22 protein-coding genes are annotated in these 20,923 nt (G+C 65.3%); 16 read left to right on the top strand and 6 right to left on the bottom strand.

Going from position 1 to position 20,923, the window contains the following annotated elements:
* Positions 1-97 precede the first annotated feature (97 nt).
* The 3 genes from rpsO (at position 98) to IV454_RS30860 (ending at position 3,132) form a co-directional block, all read left to right on the top strand.
* Positions 98-367, top strand: a complete 270-nt coding sequence (gene rpsO, locus IV454_RS30870; protein WP_054263682.1) for a 30S ribosomal protein S15 — start codon at positions 98-100, stop codon at positions 365-367.
* Positions 368-531: 164 nt separating this feature from the next.
* A complete protein-coding gene (gene pnp, locus IV454_RS30865; protein ID WP_206089408.1) occupies positions 532-2,649 on the top strand; it encodes a polyribonucleotide nucleotidyltransferase in 2,118 nt (705 codons plus the stop codon).
* 87 nt (positions 2,650-2,736) lie between these two features.
* A complete protein-coding gene (locus tag IV454_RS30860; RefSeq protein WP_206089407.1) occupies positions 2,737-3,132 on the top strand; it encodes a DOPA 4,5-dioxygenase family protein in 396 nt (131 codons plus the stop codon).
* A 31-nt stretch (positions 3,133-3,163) separates the two neighbouring features.
* Here the strand turns inward: IV454_RS30860 and IV454_RS30855 are convergent, their stop codons facing one another.
* Positions 3,164-4,111, bottom strand: a complete 948-nt coding sequence (locus tag IV454_RS30855) for a LysR family transcriptional regulator (RefSeq protein ID WP_206089406.1) — start codon at positions 4,109-4,111, stop codon at positions 3,164-3,166.
* An 82-nt stretch (positions 4,112-4,193) separates the two neighbouring features.
* On the opposite strand from IV454_RS30855, the gene IV454_RS30850 reads away from it, so the two are divergent.
* Entirely contained in the window at positions 4,194-5,072 is an 879-nt protein-coding gene (locus tag IV454_RS30850; protein ID WP_206089405.1) for an NmrA family NAD(P)-binding protein, read from the top strand.
* Between the two features lie 55 nt (positions 5,073-5,127).
* Here the strand turns inward: IV454_RS30850 and IV454_RS30845 are convergent, their stop codons facing one another.
* Positions 5,128-5,940: an isocitrate lyase/PEP mutase family protein gene (locus IV454_RS30845; RefSeq protein WP_206089404.1), complete on the bottom strand. Its 813-nt coding sequence runs from the start codon at positions 5,938-5,940 to the stop codon at positions 5,128-5,130.
* Positions 5,941-6,261: 321 nt separating this feature from the next.
* Between IV454_RS30845 and IV454_RS30840 the strand changes: the two genes are divergently transcribed.
* The 8 genes from IV454_RS30840 to IV454_RS30805 are packed head-to-tail and all read left to right on the top strand — an operon-like array spanning position 6,262 to position 14,270.
* Complete coding sequence (locus IV454_RS30840) at positions 6,262-6,864, top strand: hypothetical protein (RefSeq protein ID WP_206089403.1); 603 nt, start codon at positions 6,262-6,264, stop codon at positions 6,862-6,864.
* A gap of 58 nt (positions 6,865-6,922) precedes the next feature.
* Entirely contained in the window at positions 6,923-7,660 is a 738-nt protein-coding gene (locus tag IV454_RS30835) for a hypothetical protein (RefSeq protein ID WP_206089402.1), read from the top strand.
* Between the two features lie 5 nt (positions 7,661-7,665).
* On the top strand, positions 7,666-8,985 hold the full coding sequence (locus IV454_RS30830) for a hypothetical protein (protein ID WP_229521944.1): 1,320 nt from the start codon (positions 7,666-7,668) through the stop codon (positions 8,983-8,985).
* A gap of 10 nt (positions 8,986-8,995) precedes the next feature.
* Positions 8,996-11,149: an MSCRAMM family protein gene (locus tag IV454_RS30825; protein ID WP_206089401.1), complete on the top strand. Its 2,154-nt coding sequence runs from the start codon at positions 8,996-8,998 to the stop codon at positions 11,147-11,149.
* Between the two features lie 13 nt (positions 11,150-11,162).
* Positions 11,163-12,236, top strand: coding sequence for an aminotransferase class I/II-fold pyridoxal phosphate-dependent enzyme (locus IV454_RS30820; RefSeq protein ID WP_206089400.1), 1,074 nt, complete (start codon positions 11,163-11,165; stop codon positions 12,234-12,236).
* A complete protein-coding gene (locus IV454_RS30815) occupies positions 12,220-12,861 on the top strand; it encodes a hypothetical protein (RefSeq protein WP_206089399.1) in 642 nt (213 codons plus the stop codon). Before IV454_RS30820 ends, IV454_RS30815 begins: the two co-directional genes overlap by 17 nt.
* A gap of 36 nt (positions 12,862-12,897) precedes the next feature.
* Positions 12,898-13,548 (top strand): hypothetical protein, encoded by a 651-nt coding sequence (locus IV454_RS30810; protein WP_206089398.1) that lies wholly within the window; start codon positions 12,898-12,900, stop codon positions 13,546-13,548.
* The gene (locus IV454_RS30805) at positions 13,545-14,270 is read left to right on the top strand and encodes an amidohydrolase family protein (protein ID WP_206089397.1); all 726 of its coding nucleotides are present in this window, start codon (positions 13,545-13,547) and stop codon (positions 14,268-14,270) included. The genes IV454_RS30810 and IV454_RS30805 overlap by 4 nt, the downstream gene beginning before the upstream one ends.
* A gap of 12 nt (positions 14,271-14,282) precedes the next feature.
* Here the strand turns inward: IV454_RS30805 and IV454_RS30800 are convergent, their stop codons facing one another.
* From IV454_RS30800 to IV454_RS30790, 3 genes are all read right to left on the bottom strand, one after another.
* Positions 14,283-15,647 (bottom strand): sigma-54-dependent transcriptional regulator, encoded by a 1,365-nt coding sequence (locus IV454_RS30800; protein ID WP_206089396.1) that lies wholly within the window; start codon positions 15,645-15,647, stop codon positions 14,283-14,285.
* A 172-nt stretch (positions 15,648-15,819) separates the two neighbouring features.
* Complete coding sequence (locus tag IV454_RS30795) at positions 15,820-16,461, bottom strand: NrsF family protein (protein WP_206089395.1); 642 nt, start codon at positions 16,459-16,461, stop codon at positions 15,820-15,822.
* Positions 16,458-17,030, bottom strand: a complete 573-nt coding sequence (locus IV454_RS30790; RefSeq protein ID WP_206089394.1) for a sigma-70 family RNA polymerase sigma factor — start codon at positions 17,028-17,030, stop codon at positions 16,458-16,460. Before IV454_RS30790 ends, IV454_RS30795 begins: the two co-directional genes overlap by 4 nt.
* A gap of 232 nt (positions 17,031-17,262) precedes the next feature.
* Between IV454_RS30790 and IV454_RS30785 the strand changes: the two genes are divergently transcribed.
* The 4 genes from IV454_RS30785 to IV454_RS30770 all read left to right on the top strand — a co-directional run bounded on the left by IV454_RS30785 (position 17,263) and on the right by IV454_RS30770 (position 19,411).
* Complete coding sequence (locus IV454_RS30785; protein ID WP_206089393.1) at positions 17,263-17,859, top strand: cytochrome b/b6 domain-containing protein; 597 nt, start codon at positions 17,263-17,265, stop codon at positions 17,857-17,859.
* Positions 17,860-17,885: 26 nt separating this feature from the next.
* Positions 17,886-18,668, top strand: coding sequence for a molybdopterin-dependent oxidoreductase (locus tag IV454_RS30780; RefSeq protein WP_206089392.1), 783 nt, complete (start codon positions 17,886-17,888; stop codon positions 18,666-18,668).
* A 73-nt stretch (positions 18,669-18,741) separates the two neighbouring features.
* Positions 18,742-19,065: a pentapeptide MXKDX repeat protein gene (locus IV454_RS30775; RefSeq protein ID WP_206089391.1), complete on the top strand. Its 324-nt coding sequence runs from the start codon at positions 18,742-18,744 to the stop codon at positions 19,063-19,065.
* Between the two features lie 43 nt (positions 19,066-19,108).
* Positions 19,109-19,411, top strand: a complete 303-nt coding sequence (locus IV454_RS30770) for a hypothetical protein (protein ID WP_206089390.1) — start codon at positions 19,109-19,111, stop codon at positions 19,409-19,411.
* 186 nt (positions 19,412-19,597) lie between these two features.
* Here the strand turns inward: IV454_RS30770 and IV454_RS30765 are convergent, their stop codons facing one another.
* Complete coding sequence (locus IV454_RS30765) at positions 19,598-19,771, bottom strand: hypothetical protein (protein ID WP_206089389.1); 174 nt, start codon at positions 19,769-19,771, stop codon at positions 19,598-19,600.
* Positions 19,772-20,923: the final 1,152 nt, after the last annotated feature.

Here is a 20,923-nt window from a genome sequence, read left to right as displayed (position 1 = left end):
TCGCATATACTAGCCGGTCTGGCCGTTTTGGCCGGTTTAATCGAAGTTCACGGTGTATCGGGTTGCGACTCGTGCACCGCATGTGAAAGGTACTATCATGACCGTAGAAAACATCAACAAAGCCGCGATCATCGCGGATAACGCCCGTGCGCAAAACGACACCGGCTCCCCTGAAGTTCAGGTCGCTCTGCTGACCGCACGCATCAACGAACTGAACGGCCACTTCAAAGCTCACGCTAAAGATCACCACTCGCGCCGTGGTCTGATCATGATGGTCAACCGTCGTAAGAGCCTGCTGTCCTACCTGAAAAGCAAAGACGCAACCCGTTATCGCGATCTGATCGCTAAACTCGGCCTGCGCAAGTAATTTTTGCCGATTCAAGTTGATCAAGAAATGCCTGCACAGCTTGCTGTTGCGGGCATTTTGCATTTCTAGCCCCAAAAAAGTAGTAAAGGCAGCAAGCAATGTTGCCTGTGGTGAGGTGGACGACAGCGCCTGAAAATCTGTCGGCAAATAGAAAGGGATTACCCATGTTTAATAAAGTTACGAAAACCTTCCAGTACGGCCAACACCAAGTGACCCTGGAAACCGGCGAAATCGCCCGTCAAGCCTCCGGCGCCGTCATGGTGTCGATCGAAGACACCGTTGTCCTGGCTACCGTGGTTGCGCGCAAAGACGCCAAGCCAGGCCAGGATTTCTTCCCGCTGACGGTCGACTACGTCGAGAAAACGTACGCAGCCGGTAAAATCCCAGGCGGTTTCTTCAAGCGCGAAGGCCGTCCTTCCGAAAAAGAAACCCTGACCAGCCGCCTGATCGATCGTCCGATCCGCCCGCTGTTCCCGGAAGGCTACCTGAACGAAGTTCAGATCATCATCCACGTGCTGTCGGTCAATCCTGAGATCGATCCGGACATCGCCGCCATGATCGGCGCGTCCGCCGCGCTGTGCGTCTCCGGCATCCCGTTCAGCGGCCCGATCGGCGCCGCGCGCGTCGGCTACGCCAACGGCCAGTTCATCCTGAACCCGACCACGACACAACTGAAAACATCCGAGATGGACCTGGTCGTCGCCGGTACCGAAACGGCCGTGCTGATGGTCGAATCGGAAGCCAAGCAACTGTCCGAAGAAATCATGCTCGGCGCCGTCGTCTACGGCCACGACCAGATGAAAGTCGTGATCGATGCGATCCACGAACTGGTGCGCGACGGCGGCAAGCCGGAAGTTGAATGGACCGCCCCGGCCAAGAACGAAGCGCTGATCGCCCGCGTCAAGGAACTGGCTGAAACGAACATCAACGAAACCTACCAGATCAAGGACAAGGTTGCCCGTACCGCCAAGCTGAAAGCCTCGTTCCAGGAAGTCTACGCCGCCCTGGCCGCCGACGCTGCCGCCACCGGCATACCTCAGCCGGACAATGTCGACGTCGGCAACGTCCTGTTCGACATCGAAGCCAAAGTCGTGCGTTCGCAGATCCTCAACGGCGAGCCACGCATCGACGGCCGCGACACCCGCACCGTGCGTCCGATCGCGATCCGCACCAGCATCCTGCCACGTACCCACGGTTCGGCCCTGTTCACCCGCGGCGAAACGCAAGCGCTGGTCGTGGCCACCCTCGGCACCGCGCGCGACAGCCAGAAGATCGATGCGCTGATGGGCGAGTACACCGATGACTTCATGATGCACTACAACATGCCTCCGTTCGCCACCGGCGAAACCGGCCGTGTCGGCACCCCGAAGCGTCGCGAAATCGGCCACGGCCGCCTGGCCAAGCGCGCGCTGATCGCCGCCTTGCCCAACCCTGAAGACTTCAGCTACTCGGTCCGCCTGGTATCGGAAATCACCGAATCGAACGGTTCCTCGTCGATGGCTTCCGTCTGCGGCGGCTGCCTGGCGCTGATGGATGCCGGCGTGCCGATGAAAGCGCACGTGGCCGGTATCGCCATGGGCCTGATCAAGGAAGGCGGCAAGTTCGCCGTCCTGTCCGACATTCTGGGCGACGAAGATCACCTGGGCGACATGGACTTCAAGGTAGCCGGTACCGCCAATGGCATTACCGCGCTGCAGATGGACATCAAGATCATGGGCATCACCAAGGAAATCATGCAAGTGGCACTGGCGCAAGCCAAAGAAGGCCGCCAGCACATCCTCGGCGAAATGCAGAAGGCCATGCCGCACGTGAAAACCGAACTGTCGGATTTCGCACCGCGCCTGATCACCATCAAGATCAATCCTGAAAAAATCCGTGACGTCATCGGCAAGGGCGGCGCCGTCATTCGCGCGCTGACCGAAGAAACCGGCACCCAGATCGATATCAGCGATGAAGGTATCGTCACCATCGCGTCGGTCGACGCCGCCGCCGGCCAGGAAGCCAAGCGCCGCATCGAAGAACTGACCGCCTCGGTCGAAGTAGGCAAGACCTACGACGGCGTCGTGCTGAAACTGCTCGACTTCGGCGCGATCGTCCAGGTCATGCCAGGCAAGGATGGCCTGCTGCACATCTCGCAGATCGCCAACGAGCGTGTGAACGCCGTTGCCGACTACCTGAAAGAAGGCCAGCAAGTGCGCGTCAAGGTTCTCGAGACCGATGACCGCGGCCGCCTCAAGCTGTCGATGAAAGCTGCTGAAGGCGCGGAAGCGGCTGCTCAGTAATCGTTGTCAAGCAACGCCTTTGAAAACCGCCAGCGCGCAAGCCCTGGCGGTTTTTTTAAGGCCATCACATTAAACAGGATAAAGCACATGGATGACCTCAACGCCCCCTACCACGCCCACATTTACTATGACGACGCCACTCGCCCGCAGGCACTGGCCTTGCGCCAGCGCCTGCTCGACGCCAAACAGTCCGGTACGATCCGCGAACTGTTTTTTGTCGGCGAATTGAGCGACCACGCGGTCGGCCCGCATCCGCTGCCCGAATACGAGATCCACTACAGCGCCGCCATGCTGCCGGCCGTCATTGCGCTGCTCGAAGCATCCGGCCTGCGTGCCCTGGTGCACCCGCTGACCGATGACGACGTGGCCGACCATACCACCCTGGCGCACTGGATCGGCGAGCCGCTGCCGCTCAAGCTGGAAACCCTGGACCCGCCCGGCGTGAACCAGGGCGTGGCGCGCTTCGGCAAGTCGGCTTTCTAACGACCCTGGCGCACCAGCGGCCGCTGCCGTGCTACGCGCGCCGCGCCCGCGCCTCGGCGTGGATAAAGTGCGCGCGCAGCCACATGAACGCCGGATCGCGGTGTGCGCGCGCATGCCAGATCAGGCGGTATTCAAATTGCAAGGCCGCTAATTCCAATGGCACCACGACGATCTGGCGCTTGGTCGACCATGCCCGGGCCGCGCGCAGCGGTACCACGGCCAGCAGGTCGCTGGCCTCGACGGCGGCACTGCCGGCATGGAAGTAGGGCAGCTCGACGGACAGCTGTGGTTGTGGCAAATCCAAACGTTCGTAGACATTGTCGGTGACGTAAGCGCCCTTGCCCGGATAGCGGACCGCGAAATGCGGATGGGTGGCGGCCTGGCGCAGCAGCTCAAGCGCCGGCAGCGCCGCTTGCGCGAGAATCGGATGGCCGCGCCGGCAAATCAGCCCGTAGCCGTCGCTGAACAGCGTACGGTAATGAAAATCGTCGGGCAGCTCGTCATCGGCATATAGCGCGCAGTCCAGGTCGCCGCGCTCGAGCCGGGCCAAGGTCTCGCCGCTCCAGGGATCGATGCGCAAGCTGGCGTGCGGCGCGAGCAAGCCGATGCGCGGCAGCAGGTCGCCAAGGATCGCCAGCATGCCGTAATCGGTGCTGGCCATGCGGAAAACGTGGCTCGAACTCGATGGCTCGAAATGCGCCAGCTCGAACAGCGCCGCAGTCGATTGCAAGGCTGTTCTGACCAGCGGTGCCAGTTGCAGGGCGAGCGGCGTCAATACGTAGCCGCGCCCGGTACGGACAAGGAAGGGGTCGCCGAAGCGCTTGCGCAGCTTGGCCATTGCCCGCGACGCTGCCGGCTGGCTCATGCCCGACTGTTCGCCTGCCCGCGTGATGCTGGCACACTCGAGCACCGCGCCCAGGAAGGGCAGCAGGTTCAGGTCGAAGCGCGCGGCATCGGTGAGATCATCCAGTTCATGCATGCCGGACATTCTATCCCATGCATTCCGCAACGACGTGGCGGGCCCTACACTGGCGCCAGTTCATCACCTCCCAGGAAAACATATGTTCGCAATCGTAGGCGCCATGGGCCAGACCGGCTCCGTCATTTCAGAAACCCTGCTTGCGGCCGGCCATCCCGTGCGCATGATCGTCCGCCGCGACGATGCCCAGGCCGCAAGCTGGCGCAGGAAGGGGGCGCATATCTGCGTTGCCGATCTCGAAGACCAGCAGTCGATGGTGCGCGCCTTCGACGGCGCGCACAGCGCTTACGTGATGGGGCCGCCAAACTATCAGGCGAGCGACATGTTTGCGCAAGCGCGCCGCGTTCATGCCAAGCTGATCGCCGCAGCAAACGCAGCCGGGCTGCCGCGCATGGTCGCGCTGTCCTCGGTCGGTGCGCAGCACGCCAACGGTACGGGCAATATCGGCACCACCCACGATCTGGAGTGCCAGCTGCGCGGTTTCGACGGCGTGCGCACGGTGCTGCGCGCGGCCAATTTCATGGAAAACTGGGCATGGTCCCTGGCGCCGGTCCTGCAACAGTCCATCCTGCCGTCGATGTTCCTGCCGCTTGAACGCGCGCTGCCGATGGTGTCGGTGGCCGATATCGGGCGCACCGCCGCGCACTTGCTGGTGGAGCAGGCGGCCACGCACCGGCTGGTCGAACTGCGCGGTCCGTGCGATGTGTCGCCGGCCGATGCCGCAGCCGCGTTCGGCCGCCTGCTCGGCAAGCCAGTGACGGCGGTCGGCGCACCGCGCGAGCGCTGGGCCGCCATGTTTGCCGATAAGGGCTTTCCACAACTCACGGCGGCTGCCTTTTGCGAGATGTATGACGGCTTTAACAGTGGCCATATCGCGTTCGAGGGCGCTGGCGACACCCTGCGCGGCGTGGTCGGGCTTGAAGCGGCGCTGGCCGCATGCCTGGCGCTGGGCGCCAGATAGCCCGGGATCATGCCCAATTGCGCTTGCGCTAACCGGTCGGTGCGCCACGTCGGCGTTACTGGGCCATCATCCGGTTCAGCGCCGCGTAGTCGATCTGCGGATACGCCGCCGGGTCGACCTTGCCGCTGTCGAAAAATTGCCGGGCCAGGGTATCGATGCAGCCGAACACCGCCTTGGAAAGGGCCGCGCCCGCGCTCAGGCGGCGCACGCCAAGCTGCGCCAGGCGCGCCGGCGCCGGCAAGCTATCGAGCGCGATCAGGTTCAGCGGCAGGCGGGTCGCCTTGACCATGGCCGCAATGTCGTCCTCGGTGGTCATGCCGGGCACGAACAGGCCGCTGGCGCCGGCTGCCTCGTACAGCGCGGCGCGCTTGATGGTCTCGGCAACCCGCACTGCGGCACCGAAGCCGCCGGCCTCGCCGAGCAGATACACATCGGCGCGCGCATTGATGAACAGGTTCACGCCGCGCGCGCCGGCCACCGCCCGGATCGCCCTGATCTTGTCCGCCAGCAGCGCGGGAGCGCCGCTGCCATCTTCAATATTGATCCCGACCACACCCGCATCGATCAGTTCGCCAGCCAGTTGGGCCACCTGCGCCGGATCGTCGCTGTAGCCATCTTCCATATCCACCGTCAGCGGCAGGGAACTGACCCGCAGGATGCCCCTCACGTTGGCCATCAGCAGTTCGGACGGCAAGCTGCTGCCGTCGGGGTAGCCGTGCGACCAGGCCACGGCGGCGCTGCTGGTGGCCAGCGCTTTTGAGCCGGCTGCGGCGGCAATGCGCGCGCTGCCCGCATCCCAGCAATTGGGCAGCATCAGCAAACCATCGGTGTGCAGCGCGTGGAACAGAACATCGTTACTGACTTGCATCGTTTCTCCTTTATGGACGTCAAACGGGGTAGCGCACTCACAGCATGCCTGTTGCGCTATTCATATCACTATACCGATTTCACGAAAACAGGTTCGGCATGCCCCTCGCAGGGAGGGGCCCATGCGCGCGTGCGAAACGCTTTTCGCCACCCCGGCCTCAAACAACGGCATGTACGAAATGCATTTCGCCGCCACTCGCACCAACCTGGCCTTTTGCCCCTTGCGCGCGCTGGCACAGCCCTTGCAATAGATGGATCAGGACGCGCAGCCGCAACACCCTTTCTTCCAGGCGCATCCACCGTTAAAAATAAGGGGTCGCCCGTGAACCGTCGCCTGCTTGAATACAGTCCGGTCTTCGACATCTTTACCGACGCCGCGCCGCGCGCGAACGAGCAGGAAGGCGAAGCCGGCCCGCTCTCCGACGACAGCGCCGACCTGGCGCTGGCCGCCGAACTGCTCGAAGCGAACCAGCCCGCCGATCTGCGCCGCGTGCTGGGCCGCGCCATCGGCGGCGCCGGCGTGCTCGGTGCGCGGGTAGCGCGTTCGCCCATGGGCCCACTGCTGGTCGCGCAACTGATGCACGCCCTCGAGCCGCTGCTCGCTCCCCTGCGTCCCAGCATGTCCGGTGCGCGCTCCAAGGCGGCCCACGTCAACCTCGGCGCACGCATGCTCGGCCTCGAACTCGAAGGCCTCAGCCCCGAGGACAAGGAATTCATCCTGGCGCGCCAACTGGTACGCCTTGCCGACGAAGCGGCGCGCCATGCCGGCAAGGCCGGCAGCGCCTCGCCGCAGAACGCGCGCGCCGCCGTGCAAGCCGCCGCGCGTCAACATGCACCCGGCCTGCTGCCGCGCATCGCGCTGCCGCAGGCCGCGCACGGACGCTGGACCCGCCAGGCGGGCCGGCTGATTGTTCACGATTGCTGATCCGGACGGATGGTCCATCCGGGCATTTTGTTGTTTCACTCTTCTTTGGGAGTCCATCATGCATGACATCGACCGCACCACCATGGAATATGGCCAGGAAACCTCCAGCTACGAGGGCGAACAGTTCGAATTCGGCCAGGGAGAGTGGAGTGGCGAAGCGGGCCTGAACGAACAGCAGGAAGCCGAATTCGCCCAGGAGCTGCTGAACGTGAATAACGAAGCGGAGCTGGACCGCTTCCTGGGCGACTTCATTCGCAAGGTCGGCGCCACGGCCGGCCGCGTGATTCGCTCGCCGATCGGGCAGGCCATCGGCGGCGTGCTCAAAGGCGTGGCCAAAAAAGCCCTGCCGCTCGCCGGCGGCGCCATCGGCGGCTATTTCGGCGGCCCGCTGGGCGCCAAGATCGGCAGCGGCCTGGCCTCGGCGGCCGGCGGCGCGCTCGGGCTGGAAGGGGAAATGAGCGGCGAGGACCGCGAGTTCGAAGGCGCGCGCCAGTTCGTGCGCCTGGCCGCCGACACGGTGCACAAGGCATCGCAGGCACCCGCCTCGGGCGACCCGCGCATGATCGCCCAGAATGCGGCAACGGCGGCCGCGCGCCAGCATGCGCCAGGCTTGCTCGGACGCGGCGCCGGCGGCGGCTGCGGCAGCTGCGGCGGTGCCGCGGCTGGGGGCGGTGCGGGCTTCGGCGCCAACGGCACGGGTATGTCGTCGGGCACGGGCATGGCGGCCGGCGGCGGGCGTGGCGCCAGCGGCCGCTGGAGCCGCCAGGGCAACAAGATCGTCCTCTACGGCGCCTGACAGCCATGAGCCCCTATGCCTCGGCGCTGCTCGAACAGGAGGCGCGCTCCCTGCAAACCAGGCTGGCGCGGGTCCGCCCGTTTGCCCTGATCGAGCCCATGGTACCGGCGGCCGCGCTGCTGCCGTCGGCCCAGTCGGCGCTTGAGCGCTACCTGGTCACGGGGCGGCGCGAACTGCAGGCGCTGATCGCGGCCTTCCAGCACTGGCTGGCCGGTGCGCGCGAGACCGCCAGCGCGGCCGAGGCGCAGCGCCGCTTCACGTTCTTGCGCCTCAAGTTCAATGCGACCTTGACCCAGTTCGACCTGTTCAACGACGTCATCACCCAGCGTAGCGAGCACGAAAACGGGGTCTGGCTGTCGGGCCTGGACGCGGTCGCGGCCGACGCCCTGACCCTGTCGGGCGACTATTACCGCCTGCCGCCGGTGGTCTGTTATCTCGACCGCGGGCCGGGTGCGGCGATCCGGCGCGCGCGCACCCGCCTGCCGGGCGGCGGCGAAAACCCGGTGGCGGTGGTGCGGGTGCCGCGCGAACGCATGATCGGCAGCGGCATCGCCTCGTCGCTGATCCACGAGGTCGGACACCAGGGCGCGGCCCTGCTCGACCTGGTCAACTCGCTGCGCCCCGAACTGCAGGCCAGGCAGCGCAGCGACCCGGCGCAGCGCGAGGTGTGGCAGTGGTGGGAGCGCTGGATTTCCGAGATCGTGGCCGATTTCTGGTCGGTGGCGCGGGTTGGCGTGGTGTCGACCCTGGGCCTGATCGGCGTGGTCAGCCTGCCGCGCGTGTTCGTGTTTCGCTTGAGTCCCGACGATCCCCATCCGATCCCATGGATCCGCGTGATGCTTAGTTGCGCGATGGGCCAGGCCCTGTATCCCCATCCGCAGTGGGAGCGCCTGGCCAAGGTGTGGCACGACTACTACCCGAGCGCGACCCTGGCGCCGGAGACGGTCGATCTCCTGGGGCGGCTGCGGCGCGGCATGCCGGACTTTGTCGCGCTCCTGATCCGGCACCAGCCGGCCGCGCTGCGCGGGAAAACCTTGCCCGCGGTGCTCGATGTGGCGCGGCGCCAGCCGGCCGCGCTGGTGGCCCTGTACCGGCGCTGGGAGGGCGCGCCCGCGCAGATGTACCGCGCCCCGCCATCGCTGGTGTTCGCGGTGCTGGGCCAGGCGCGCGCCGATGGCCTGGTCGGGCCGGAAGACGAAAACGTCCTGCTGGCCAAGCTGCTGACGCACTGGGCGCTGCGCAGCACACTCGATACGAGCTTCCTGTGCGCCTCGCTGGACGCGCGAGCGCCGGCGCTTCCCCGGGCACCTTTGACTTTCCACTAAGGAGATTGACATGAGCAGCAAGAACAATGTGAAGGAAGCCCGCGCGGGGTCGCTCGAGGTGACCGTGCACGAGGCCCAGAGCGGCGCGCCGGTGTCGAACGCGACGGTCGGTATCTACCGTCTGGCGCCGAGCGACAAAGGATTCGATGCGTCCACCTGGACCGCGTCGGCGGCCAACCTGGAAGCGCTGGCCGTCACCGGCAGCGCCGGCGAGGTCACCGTCGCCAACCTGGCGCCGGGCAGCTACGTGGTGGCGTACGAACACTACCCCGTGGTCGCGCCGCGCCTGGTGCAGGTCGATGGCGGCTGCCGCGCCGTGGTCTGCTTCCAGCTGGCGCTGGAGCTGAAAGCCGAACTCAGGTTCGAGGCGGTCGACTGCCACTCCACCCCCTGCAACGCGGCGCGCGTGTCGGACCGGGCGGTGGCGAAGATCTGCTTCAGCAACAACCAGAACAGCGCCCTCAAGCCGCATGTGCGGGTAGTGTCCTCGTCCGGATGGAACGTGAGCGAGAAAGACCAGTACGAATTCTCGCGCGTGGTGAACTATGCCGGCCCGCAGCAGTTCGAGGCGGTGCTGGGGTTCGCGCGCCGCTCCCTCGCCGTCCCCGCTCCCGGCGCCGTCGCCGCCGCCGCGGCTGGCGCGGTGGTCGTGCCGGCATCGGAAATGGACCTGGCGCTGGCGCCGCCGGCCCTGATCGGCATCCGCCAGGGTTTTGTCGCCGACGAGCGCACGCCAAGCCCGATCTCGGGCAACATCGGCGTGTCGATGACGCGTACCGAGACCGAGCCGACCGACGACCTGCCGCTGTGGACCCTGATCCGCAACAGCACCGATGCGATGTCGTTTACGAACTACCTGAACTTCATGGATGCGCTGTTCTGCACCCCCGGCAATCGCGGCCCCGGTTTCGAGGCCAAGAGCGCGTTGTTCGAGCAGCTGCGCCAGCGCCGCGCGCTGCCCTTCAACGATTCGGAAGCCTACCGCGTGCTCAAGGTCGCCACCGAGGCGTTCGTGATGGTCAACTGCGGGGTGCTCAGCCAGCCGACGCATTTCAATCCGGTCGAGGACCAGGCTTACCTGGACCGGCGCGACATCCCCGCCACGCGCGACCTGGAACGGACCTTCAACACCGACTATCTCGAAGAGACGGTCGACGGCACCAAGGTGCTGCCTTACCTTGCGATCATCCGGCGCAAGCTGCCCGACGTGCCGATCCACCTCTTGCGCGGGCAGGAGGGCGAGGCCGATCTGTGCTTCGGCATCGTTCAGCAAAAGCTGGCCAATCCGTGCCTGCTGGAGCTGATCTGGTCTTACTGGCACGAAGAGGGGATGCTGGTGCAGACCATGAATGCGATCACCCAGCGCTTCCAGAACGTGCGCGCGCTGGGCCGCGCCGACCCGCTGGCGAACCTTGAAATCGATCCGCTGCGCCCACTGAATAACCTGATCTGGGGCTACACGCAGGACGAACAACATCGCCTCACCGTGGTGCGGCGCAATTACGAGTACGACCACCATTACGGGGTGCGGCTCGACGGCAAGGCGGTCCAGCATTTCCGCCCGGCCGACACGCGTTCGAAGTTCCTGGAAGCCTTCCACTACCTGCTGCGCCTGTGCACCTCCTTCTACCGCCAGGACGACGACACCACCGTCAAGGCCGACGCCTTCCCGGTCTTGAACGGCCTCAAGGAAGTGCACCTGATCCTGTCGCAGGGCGCGCACAACCAGTTCGGCGACCTGCCGTCGACGGCACGTATCGAAATGCTGATGCAGCAGTGGATGCTGGCGCGGCCCGAGTTCCGCGAGTTCCTCCCGACCCGCATCATGGTCGCCTATCCGGAACCGTGGATGGACCGGGTCGACGCCATGAAGAAGCTGCAGGGATGGTCCGACACCAGCGTGATGCACTTCCGCAGCCTGGCCATGTTCGGCGAACAGGTGCTGCTGTCGGTGCGCTACGGCGCCTGGAGCGATATCTACGAGCCGACCCAGGCCTTCAACTGGGCGCGCTTCTGGCGTCCGCAGATCCAGGGCTATATCCACGCCTACCGCGCCGCCACCGGGGTCGATCTGACGGTCGATGCACGCGATCCCAAGGCGGAAGGCACCTTGCCCTCGATCCTGTTGCGCCAGCGCCTGGACCAGCAGGCGCGGATGGCCTGAGCAAGAGCGCGGCATGCTGGACTTCGCCAACGCCCTGTACCTCGGCCTGCGCCATCCCAGCACGGCGCTGGGCGAGTGGGATGCGCTGACCCTGGGACGGCCGGCGGCCAGCGGCGAGCCGCCGGGCGCGGCGCAATTGGCGGCGGCGCTGGCGCTGCTGTGCGGCTGCGAGGCGGCGACCCTGCTGCCATCGACCCTGCACCTGTTCTGCGACCTGTTCGAGTTGATGGCGCAGACCCCGGTGGCGATCCTGGTCGACGGCGCCAGCTACCCGATTGCGCGGATCGGCGCCGAACGCGCGGCGGCAAAGGGCACTCCGTTGACGGTGTTCGGGCATGGCGACGTGGGCGCGGCGCGCCGGCTGGCGCAGGCGGCGCGGCGACAGGGGAGGCGACCGCTGATCCTGGCCGACGGCTACTCGCCCGGCGCGGCCCAGGCGCCGCCGCTGGCGGCCTACGCCGCGCTGGCGCGCGAGGCGGGCGGCTGGCTGGTGCTGGACGACACCCAGGTCATCGGCCTGTTTGGCAGCGGCGGTGGCGGTTCGCTGCGCCGGCACGGCATCAAAGGGCCGCACGTGGTGGTCGGCAGTTCGCTGTCGAAAGCCTTCGGCGCGCCGCTTGCGGTGCTGTGCGCCAGCGCGGACCTGGTGCGGCGCTTCGGGCAATCGAGCCAGGCGCGCGTGCATTCCAGCCCGCCGTCGGTGGCCTCGATCCGGGCCGCGCTGGCGGCGCTGCGCATCAACCGCGCGCACGGCGACCAGTTGCGGCGGCGCCTGTGGTGCCGCGTGGCGCAGTGGCGCGCCGGCGCGGCCAGGCATGGCATCGGGCTGCGTGCCAGCGCGTTTCCGGTGCAGACCTTGGCGCTGGGACGCAATACCGATGGCGTGGCGCTGCACGCCTGCCTGCGCAGCGCCGGCGTCGATGCGGTGCTGCAGCGGGCGGGCACTCAGGCCACGCTCAGTTTCATCGTCACTGCGCGCCATGCGCCGGACGACATCGAACGCGCGCTGGTGCTGCTGGCGGCCTGCCTGCGCGCGCAGGCAGGTTCAGTCGCAGATACAAGGAGGGAGTATGAATACGGAATTTGAAATGCTGGAGTTCGGGATGGAACAAGAGCGCGGCGCACGCCGTGGGATGCCGGCGCGCGCGCCACGGCCCCCGATGGGGCGCACCTGGTCGGCCAGGCCGCCGGGGCCGCGCTGGCCGGCGTGGGGCGGCTGGCGTTACCCGGTGCTGGCGCCGTGGCCGGAACCGTATGGGTACGACGCTGCGCCAGACGCCGACGAACCGCAGGATGAAACACCCAAGACCATCAAACCGGCACTCGACAAGATGGGGGGCGGGGCGCCACAGTACAAACGCATTGGTTCGCTGCGCGATGCGGTGCGCTCGCCGGACGCCGATGTGGCGGGTCTCTACCTGATCGAGTTCGATGCTCCGACAGGCAAGCGCGCCTACAGCGGCCAGAGCGAGAGCGTGAAGCGCCGCCTCCAGCAGCATCTGCTGTGCGCCACCATACTGGGACTGGACGTGGCCAAACATACGGTCTTCGTCGCCAAAACCGCCCTGACGGACGACCAGCGGCGCGCCCTGGAAAAGAAAGTGCACAAAAATATGGGTGTCAAGCCGAACCCGACCGGCACGAAAAAACCGACGCTGACCAACACGCGCACCGAGTTCGAAGCCGAGTTGTTCGGCGAATCCTGGCGCTAAGGTTCGCCAACCCTTCATCAACCCAAGGAGATCATCATGCAAGAGTCAGGATGTGGTTGCGCCAAATGCCGCCAGCAGGCCGAAATGGGTGAACTGGAAATGCTCGAATTCGAAGCGCCCGGTCCCTTCGGGGAGCAGGAAGAAATCGCGCTGGCGATGGAACTGATGTCGGTCGCCAGCGAGGAAGAACTCGAACAGTTCCTCGGCAATATGTTCAAGGGAATCTGGAAGGGCGTCAAGAAGGTCGGCTCCTTCATCGGCAAGGTCGCCAAGCCGCTCGGCGGCATGCTCAAGGGCCTGGCCAAGACCGCGCTGCCGTTCGTGGGCAGCGCGCTCGGGTCCTTCATTCCGATTCCTGGCGTGGGCACGGCCATCGGCGGCGCGCTCGGCGGCGCCCTGGCCAAGGCCCTGGAGATGGAGACTGTCGGCCTGGAAGGCGAGGAGCGCGAGCTGGAAATGGCGCGCCGCTTCGTGCGCATCGCCGGCACCGCGGCGCAGCAGGCCGGCCTGGCGGGGCAGGGCGCCGATCCGCAGCGCGCCGCGCGCCACGCGCTCGATGCGGCGCTGCGCTGCCACATGCCGCAACTGCGCGAGTCCTCATCCGCTCTCGCAGGCAGAAGCAGCAGTGGCGGCAGCAGCGGCACGTGGCGGCGCCAGGGCGGTGGCCGCATCGTGCTCGATCTATGATCATCGACTGCCACTGCCATGCGGGCGAGGGCGACGGCTTTTCCGGCCCGTGGGACAGCGACGCCGGCCTCGAACGCTATCTGGCGCGGGCGCGCCAGGCGGGCATCGCGCGCACGGTGCTGCTGGCCGCTTTTCACTCCGACTATGCGCAGGCCAACCGCAGCGTGGCGCGCATCGTGGCCGCCGATCCGGGCCGCTTCTACGGCTTCGCTTTCGTCCATGCGCAGCGCGACCGCGGGCGGGTGCACGCGCTGGTGCGGGTGGCGGTGGAGGAATACGGCTTCGTGGGCATCAAGCTGCACCGGCACGACGCGCGCATTTCGCGCGAGGTGTGCGAGACGGCGCGCTTCTTCCGCCTGCCGGTGCTGTACGACGTGACGGGCGAGGTGGCGGTGGCCGAACTGCTGGCCAGCCAGTTCCCCGACGTGAACTTCATCCTGCCGCACCTGGGCAGTTTTGCCGACGACTGGAGCGCGCAGCTGGCGCTGATCGACCATCTGGCGCGCCACCGCAACATCCACGCCGACAGCGCCGGCGTGCGCCGCTTCGACCTGCTGGAGATGGCGGTGCGCCGCGCCGGCCCGCACAAGCTGCTGTTCGGCTCCGACGGTCCGTGGCTGCATCCTGGCGTGGAGCTGGCCAAGATCGGCATGCTGGGCCTGGCGCCGGATGACGAGGCGCTGGTGCTGGGCCAAAACCTGCTGCGCCTGATCGGGCATTGAGGCGCGTCGGCGTCAGTGGGCCTCGGCCCAGGCCTTGCGCCGGATTTGCAGCGCGCGGTCGGTCACGCCCAGGCGCAGCGCGGCGCGCTGGTTGTTGTCGCCTTCCTGCTCGAGCACCAGCTGGATCGCGATGTCGGCCGCGGCCTGGCTGATGCGCGCCAGGCCGATGCGCAAATCGATGGCTGCGCGGATCGCGCTCTCGAAGCGCACATCGGGCCAGCAGGCCGGCGTAGCGCCGCGCGCGGGCCGCTCGTCGGGCGCGAGGTCGCCGATGGTGATCGGACCGGGGCCGCTGTGGCGGTACCACAGGCGCGCCACTGTCTGGCGCAGTTCGCGCACATTGCCGGGATACTGGCGCAGCAGCAGGAATTCGCGCACGGCGTCGTCGAATTCGCAGGCCACGCCCGGTCCGGCCAGCAGCGCCAGAAAATGACGCGCCAGCGGCAGCACGTCGTCGCTGCGTTCGCGCAGGGGCGGGGTGCGGCAGCGCCAGGCGGCGATGCGGTGGTACAGGTCGGCCCGGAAGCGCCCGTTGGCGACGTCGTCTTCCAGGCTGCGGTTGGTGGCGCACACCAGCCGGAAGTGCGAGTGTTGCCAGGTATTGCTGCCGACCCGTTTATAGGCATGCTCCTGCAGCACGCGCAGCAATTGCGCCTGCAGCGGCAGCGGCAGTTCGCCCACTTCGTCGAGAAAGAGCACGCCGCCGTCGGCCAGCGCGAAGGCGCCGTCGCGCGCGTTGGCGGCCCCGGTAAAGGCGCCGCGCTCGTGGCCGAACAGTTCGCTGCCGGCCAGCTCGGGCGTGAGGGTGGTGCAGTCGAGCACGGTGAGTTCGCCGCGTCCGCCCAGGCGGTGGATCAGTTGCGCGATCTGGTCCTTGCCGGTACCGGTTTCGCCGGTGATGAGTACCGGCGACTCGGTGAAGGCGGCTACTTCGACCACGCTGTGCACCAGCGCGCGCCAGGCCGGGCTGACCCCGACCAGGCAGTTGCACACGGCGGGCGAGTCGGCCAGGCGTTGCAGGGCGTCGCGCCGCTCCAGCCGGGCCCGCACCTGGGCGGCGTCGCCGCTGGCGTCTGTCCAGCTGAGCACATCGAAGGCGCCGGCTTCCAGCAGGGCCCACATGTCGGCCGTGGCCGGAGCGCGCGCGCCGACCGCGATGGCCAGCACCTTGGCGCTCGCGGCCAGGGTCCGCACCCGCTCCAGCACGGTGCCATCGACGCCGTCGATCAAGACCAGGCCGAAGCCGGCCGCAAGAGCACCACCCGCTTCCAGCTCCAGCCCGGCCTGTTCCAGCGCCGCCGCCACCTTGGTGCGCACTGCCGCACTGACCGGTTCGAACGCGTGGATCCAGAGCGGGAGGGCCAGTCGGGCTTGCATGCGCGTCATTCTCCGGTCAAAGAAAGTTGCACAATGTTTGACAAGGCTCAAATGTTCGGTGAGCCCGGATGGATATTAACCACTATACGTGCTCCTATCTGCACGAACTTTGATCTAGCTCAATGCTGATTTTGTTGCGCACAAGCTCGCCACATGGCATGGAAAATGCAAACTACCATGCCAGCACGCGCGGGCCGATCAGGGCGCCGACTGCCGCCGGGATCAGCATGCCGAGCAGATACCAAAAGCCGACGAATGCGGCGCTTGCCTCCGGGCAATGCAGGCAATACACGGCGGCTGCCGCGGCGCCGGCGCCGAATCCGGCGGCCGCGCCCGCCAGGCGCAGGCGGGTTGGCGCCAGGCCGCGCACGACGTGCAGCGCGGCGCCGAACAGCGGCAGCGCGATCAAGGCGATCAGCAGCGGGCACGTGCGCCAGGTGCGGCCCCAGAACAGCTCGGCGCGCAGCTCGGGCGCCGCTTGCCACAGCATCGTTGCCGCCAGGCACCAGATCAGCAGGATGGGCGCGCTCAGCAGAAACGGCAGCGCGGCGCTGCGCGCGCCCGGGGTCGCCAGGCGTTTGAGCGCCAGCGCCCCGGCCGCGGCCAGCGCGAGCGAGAAGGCGAGCTTGGTCCAGAACGGCGCCAGGGTGGCCGCCTGGGCCAGGTCCGGGCGCAGGCCCAGCCCGGCCAGCACGATGATGGTGCTGGCGAGCAAGCCGGCGCCCAGCGGCAGCAGGACGGTCCGGGCCGGGGCGGCCTGCACGCGCACGTCCGGGCCGCTGGAGAGCATGTCAATCAAGTCATCGGTGTTCATAGCGCATCCTTCAAGAGGGTTGCCAGGGTTTTCAAGCCGCGGTGGACGGAGACCTTGACCGCCGCTTCGCTCATCTGCAGGGCATCGGCCGCTTCGCGCACCGACAGGCCGTCGAGCTTGGTGTAGACGATCGCCTCGCGCTGCTTGACCGGCAGGGTGGCCAGCAGCTTGCCCAAGTCGCGCCGCGCCTCGCCGGCATCGGCGTCGGCGCTGGAAAAGAAGGCGTCTTCGTCGGGCAAGGGCTCGGTCAGGGCGTCGCGGCGCGCATGGCGGCGCAGCCAGTCGACCAGCTTGTAGCGAGCAATCGCCACCATCCACGCCGTCAGCGGCACGGCGGTATCGTAACTGAGCCGCTGGTTGTGGATCGCCAGCAACGATTCCTGCACCAAATCTTCCACCTCGTCCGGCCAGCGGTTCAGGCGCCGCCGCAGGAAGGCGCGCAAATGCGACGCCGTCGCCTGCAGAAAGGCACGGTAGGCCTGGGTGTCGCCGTCGAGGCCTTGCAAGAACAGGGCGTGCAAGCGCAATTCGGTGCCGCGCAACACGCTTACCTCAGGTATTCGTTCCATCGGGGCCTTTAGTAACAAGGTTTGATCGATATAAATTATTTTGCAAAATATTTGTCCTGGGCTGTAACCAATCCCGTGCGCGTTGCGAACTACCTGTCAGTGTCACTCATAAACAGGCCAAGCCCATGAAACCGTTTCCCGCGTTCACCGTATTGACAGCGACCGGCACCGCGCCGGCATCATATGCCGCTTATTGCCGCCAAGTCAAAACGGCCGCCGCCGGGGGCGCGCGATGAGCCGCGATGCGCGCACCATCCACCCGCTCTGGCTGCGCCTGACGCACTGGCTCAATGCGCTCGCCGTGCTGCTGCTGGTGGCCAGCGGCTGGCGCATCTACAACGCGACCGGCTTTCTCGGCTTTGCGATTCCTCCCGGCGTGACCCTGGGCGGCTGGCTGGGCGGCGCGCTGCAATGGCATTTTGCCGCGATGTGGCTGCTGCTGGCCAACGGCATCCTGTATTTGCTGCTCAACCTGGCCTCGGGACGGCTGCGGCGCCAGTTCTTTCCGATTTCGCCGCGCCAGTTGCTGCTCGACATGGGCGCTGCGCTGAAAGGCAAGCTGGCCCATGCCGATCCGCGCCACTACAACAGCGTGCAGCGCGTCGCTTACCTGTTCGTCATGCTCGACAGCATCGTGCTGGTGCTGTCCGGTCTGGTGCTGTGGAAATCGGTGCAGTTCCCTCTGCTGCGGGTGCTGATGGGGGGCTACGAAGGCGCGCGCCTGGTGCACTTTTTTGCGATGACGGGCCTGTGCGCCTTCATCGTCGTGCATGTGGCGATGGTGGCCCTGGTGCCGCGCACCCTGCTGGCCATGCTGCGCGGCCGCTAACAATCACGGTTCAGGAAAGCTCCATCATGAAACTGTTCAAACCACGCGACATCGTCGTTCACGCCGAGGGCGCCGCCATGCTGGCCGACGCCGTCAAACGCATCGCCCAGCCATCGCGCCGGGCCTTCCTGGAGCGCAGCCTGACCCTGGGCGGCCTGAGTTTGCTGACCGGCTGCTCCACGGGCGACCAGGACAGCATCGAGCAGGCGCTGTCCGGTATCTCGCGCCTCAACGACCGGGTCCAGGGCTTGCTGTTCGACCCGGCGCGGCTGGCGCCCACCTATCCGGCCAGCATGATCACGCGGCCGTTTCCGTTCAATGCCTTTTATGGCGAGGAGGAGGTGCGCCAGATCGATGGCGAGGCCTGGCGCCTGGAGCTGAGCGGCATGGTGGCCGACCGCAAGCCGTGGACCCTGGCGCGGCTGCGCGCGCTGCCGCAGCAGGACCAGATCACGCGCCATATCTGCGTGGAAGGCTGGAGCGCGATCGGCAAATGGGGCGGGGTGTCGTTCGGGCACTTCCTGCGCCATGTGGGCGCCGACCTGAGCGCCAAATACGTGGGCTTCCAATGCGCCGACGATTATTTTACGAGCATCGACATGGCCACGGCGCTGCATCCGCAAACCCTGATGGCGCTGACGTATGACGACCAGCCCTTGCCGCCGCGCTACGGCTTTCCGATGAAGCTGCGCATGCCGACCAAGCTCGGCTACAAGAATCCGAAGCATATCCAGGCCATTTTCGTCACCAATACCTACCCTGGCGGCTACTGGGAAAACCAGGGGTATAACTGGTTCGGCGGCAGTTGACCGGTCACCGATCGCTGTCCCGCACCGCCCACACGCAGTACTTGTCGTGTTCACTCACTTTAAAGGAAATACCATGAAAAACGTTACCACCGCCCTGATCGCCGCATGCCTGACACTGTCCGCTTCGGTGTATGCTCAAGATTCCATGAAGAAAGACGAGATGGCCAAGGATGGCATGGGCAAAGATGCCATGCACAAGCCAGCCATGCAGAAGGACCACATGGCCAAGGATGGCATGAAGAAAGATGCCATGGGCAAGGATGCGATGGGCAAGGATGGGATGAAGAAGGATGCCATGGGTAAGGATGCGATGGCAAAAGATGGCATGAAGCAAGACGCGATGGCCAAGGATGACATGAAAAAAGATGCCATGGCCAAGGACGAGATGAAGAAGTAATCGTGGTGCCCGGCCGTAGTGCCGGGCGTTTTCAGGAGGCATTATGACGCAAGCCATCGCCAGCAGTACCAGCAGCGCCGCGTATGCCTACGGCGCCGCGAAACCCTCGCCCGTGACCCTGCAAGCGCAATTGCAGCGCTACCAGCAGCAGTTGTCCGACTGCGTGAACTGCGCGAGCGCCGACACGCCGAAAGGCAAATCCGATATCCAGGCCATCGCGGCGCGCATCGCCGAGGTGCAGGGGCGCATCGCCCAGGAAAGCGGCAGCGCCGCCACGCCGGCGGCGGCCACTCCCAGCGCGCCATCCGCCACCCCCTCCGCCAATATCATCGACGTCTACGCTTGAATCGGCCCCGCAGGGCCGGTTACAGCTTCGCAGGCGCGCTTGCCAGAACACTTACTTGAGGAGGATGGCTGTTCCTTTTCGGTGCCTTGGCTGTCCGATTTGCAGACGGCATACACGGTCTGCGCGGCGATCGAGCCGAGCGTCGGCGCCTTGCTGTGCTTGAGACCATCGATGCTGGTGACCAGATTAACGTACCAGGTTGTTGCGCATGCCGGTGCGCAGGTTGACCATGAACAGGTCGCCGCCGTTGGCGTGGTAGTCGACCGAGCCGTAGGGCGCCGCGCGAGCAGCCGGTGACGTCGTCGGCTGAGTGGTCGGACGCGCGCATTTGCTTGGGGAGTACAACGTCAGGAGCGGCACACGGATGCGGGAGACATTGGTCCTGGGCGACCTGCCTCTGACGGTGCTGACCCAGACAGTGACAGGCATGGCGCCTAGCGAGGTAACGGCCACCAGCTATCTTTATGCCGGTTTTTCCAATGGAACAGTGGAATTTTCTCAAACCTCCGCCTGCACCACCACGGGGAGTGTTGATAAAAACGTAACCGTTCAACCCCTATGAAGAGCTATCAAAAACCAGCAAGTTTTGCTTAAAAAATGTGCAAAAAAATGCCGATATTTGCTCAATTTTCCAGCGAAAAATCAGACTTTTTCCCGAGCTGTCATAGGGGCTGAACAGTTACATAAAAACATGTGTGAGGGAAGAGGGGGATATGCTCCAGATTGGGATAAAGAACCCATGCGCCAAGGGCTGATTGGGAGTGCAAAAGAGACACAAGCGGGCCGGAAAAAACAGATCGCGACAACTACGAAAATTTCAACTACCGTGCTGTTTCGGCTAGTTACGGCGGCTTCGCGCTGCCATCAGAGTGCCTGATAAGATAGGCGGAGTATTGTCAAAATATAGGACTCCTGAAAACTACGTGCCAGGAAGCGGCCATTTTTACGCGAAAATATTCCTGCGGCAATATTCCATGGGAGAATGGATCGAAAAGATATTAAGTATGCCAAGTACGGCTGTGGGGAAAAACTTTGAATGAGAGGACATGCTGTGTGTCGAATGATTATGCTTTTATGTGTCTTGATAACACTAGGCGCATGCGATAAGAGTCATCCCGTCGAGCGCGGCAGAGTTATGTCGAAAAACGGGGGTATCGATGCTGTGCTTGTGGAGTGGGTGTCGGGGGCAGCGGGTGGATTTTCATTTGGAGTGGTTCTTGTCGAGCACGGCAAGCCGCTTGGGAATGAAATTTACCCATCCGTTGTTAGCTCATCCCTTAACGTTCGCAGCATACGCTGGATAAGTGCCGATCTAGTAGAGGTTGCGTATCCCAAGGACGCAGAAATCTATTCATTCCATAGTCGTTGGTATTGGAACGTGATCGATGGTAGTACGTCATCACGCTCGATCGATATGGTTATAAAAAGAGAATAATATAGTGAACGTAAATTCATTTGCGGGCTTGGTTGATCGACGGGGTATTTGGGGGGCTTAACGCTCGCAGGAAGGTT

It is taken from the genome of Massilia antarctica (assembly GCF_015689335.1).
GTDB classification, from domain to species: Bacteria; Pseudomonadota; Gammaproteobacteria; order Burkholderiales; family Burkholderiaceae_D; genus Telluria_A; species Telluria_A antarctica.
This window is presented reverse-complemented; position numbering and strand designations above follow the sequence as displayed.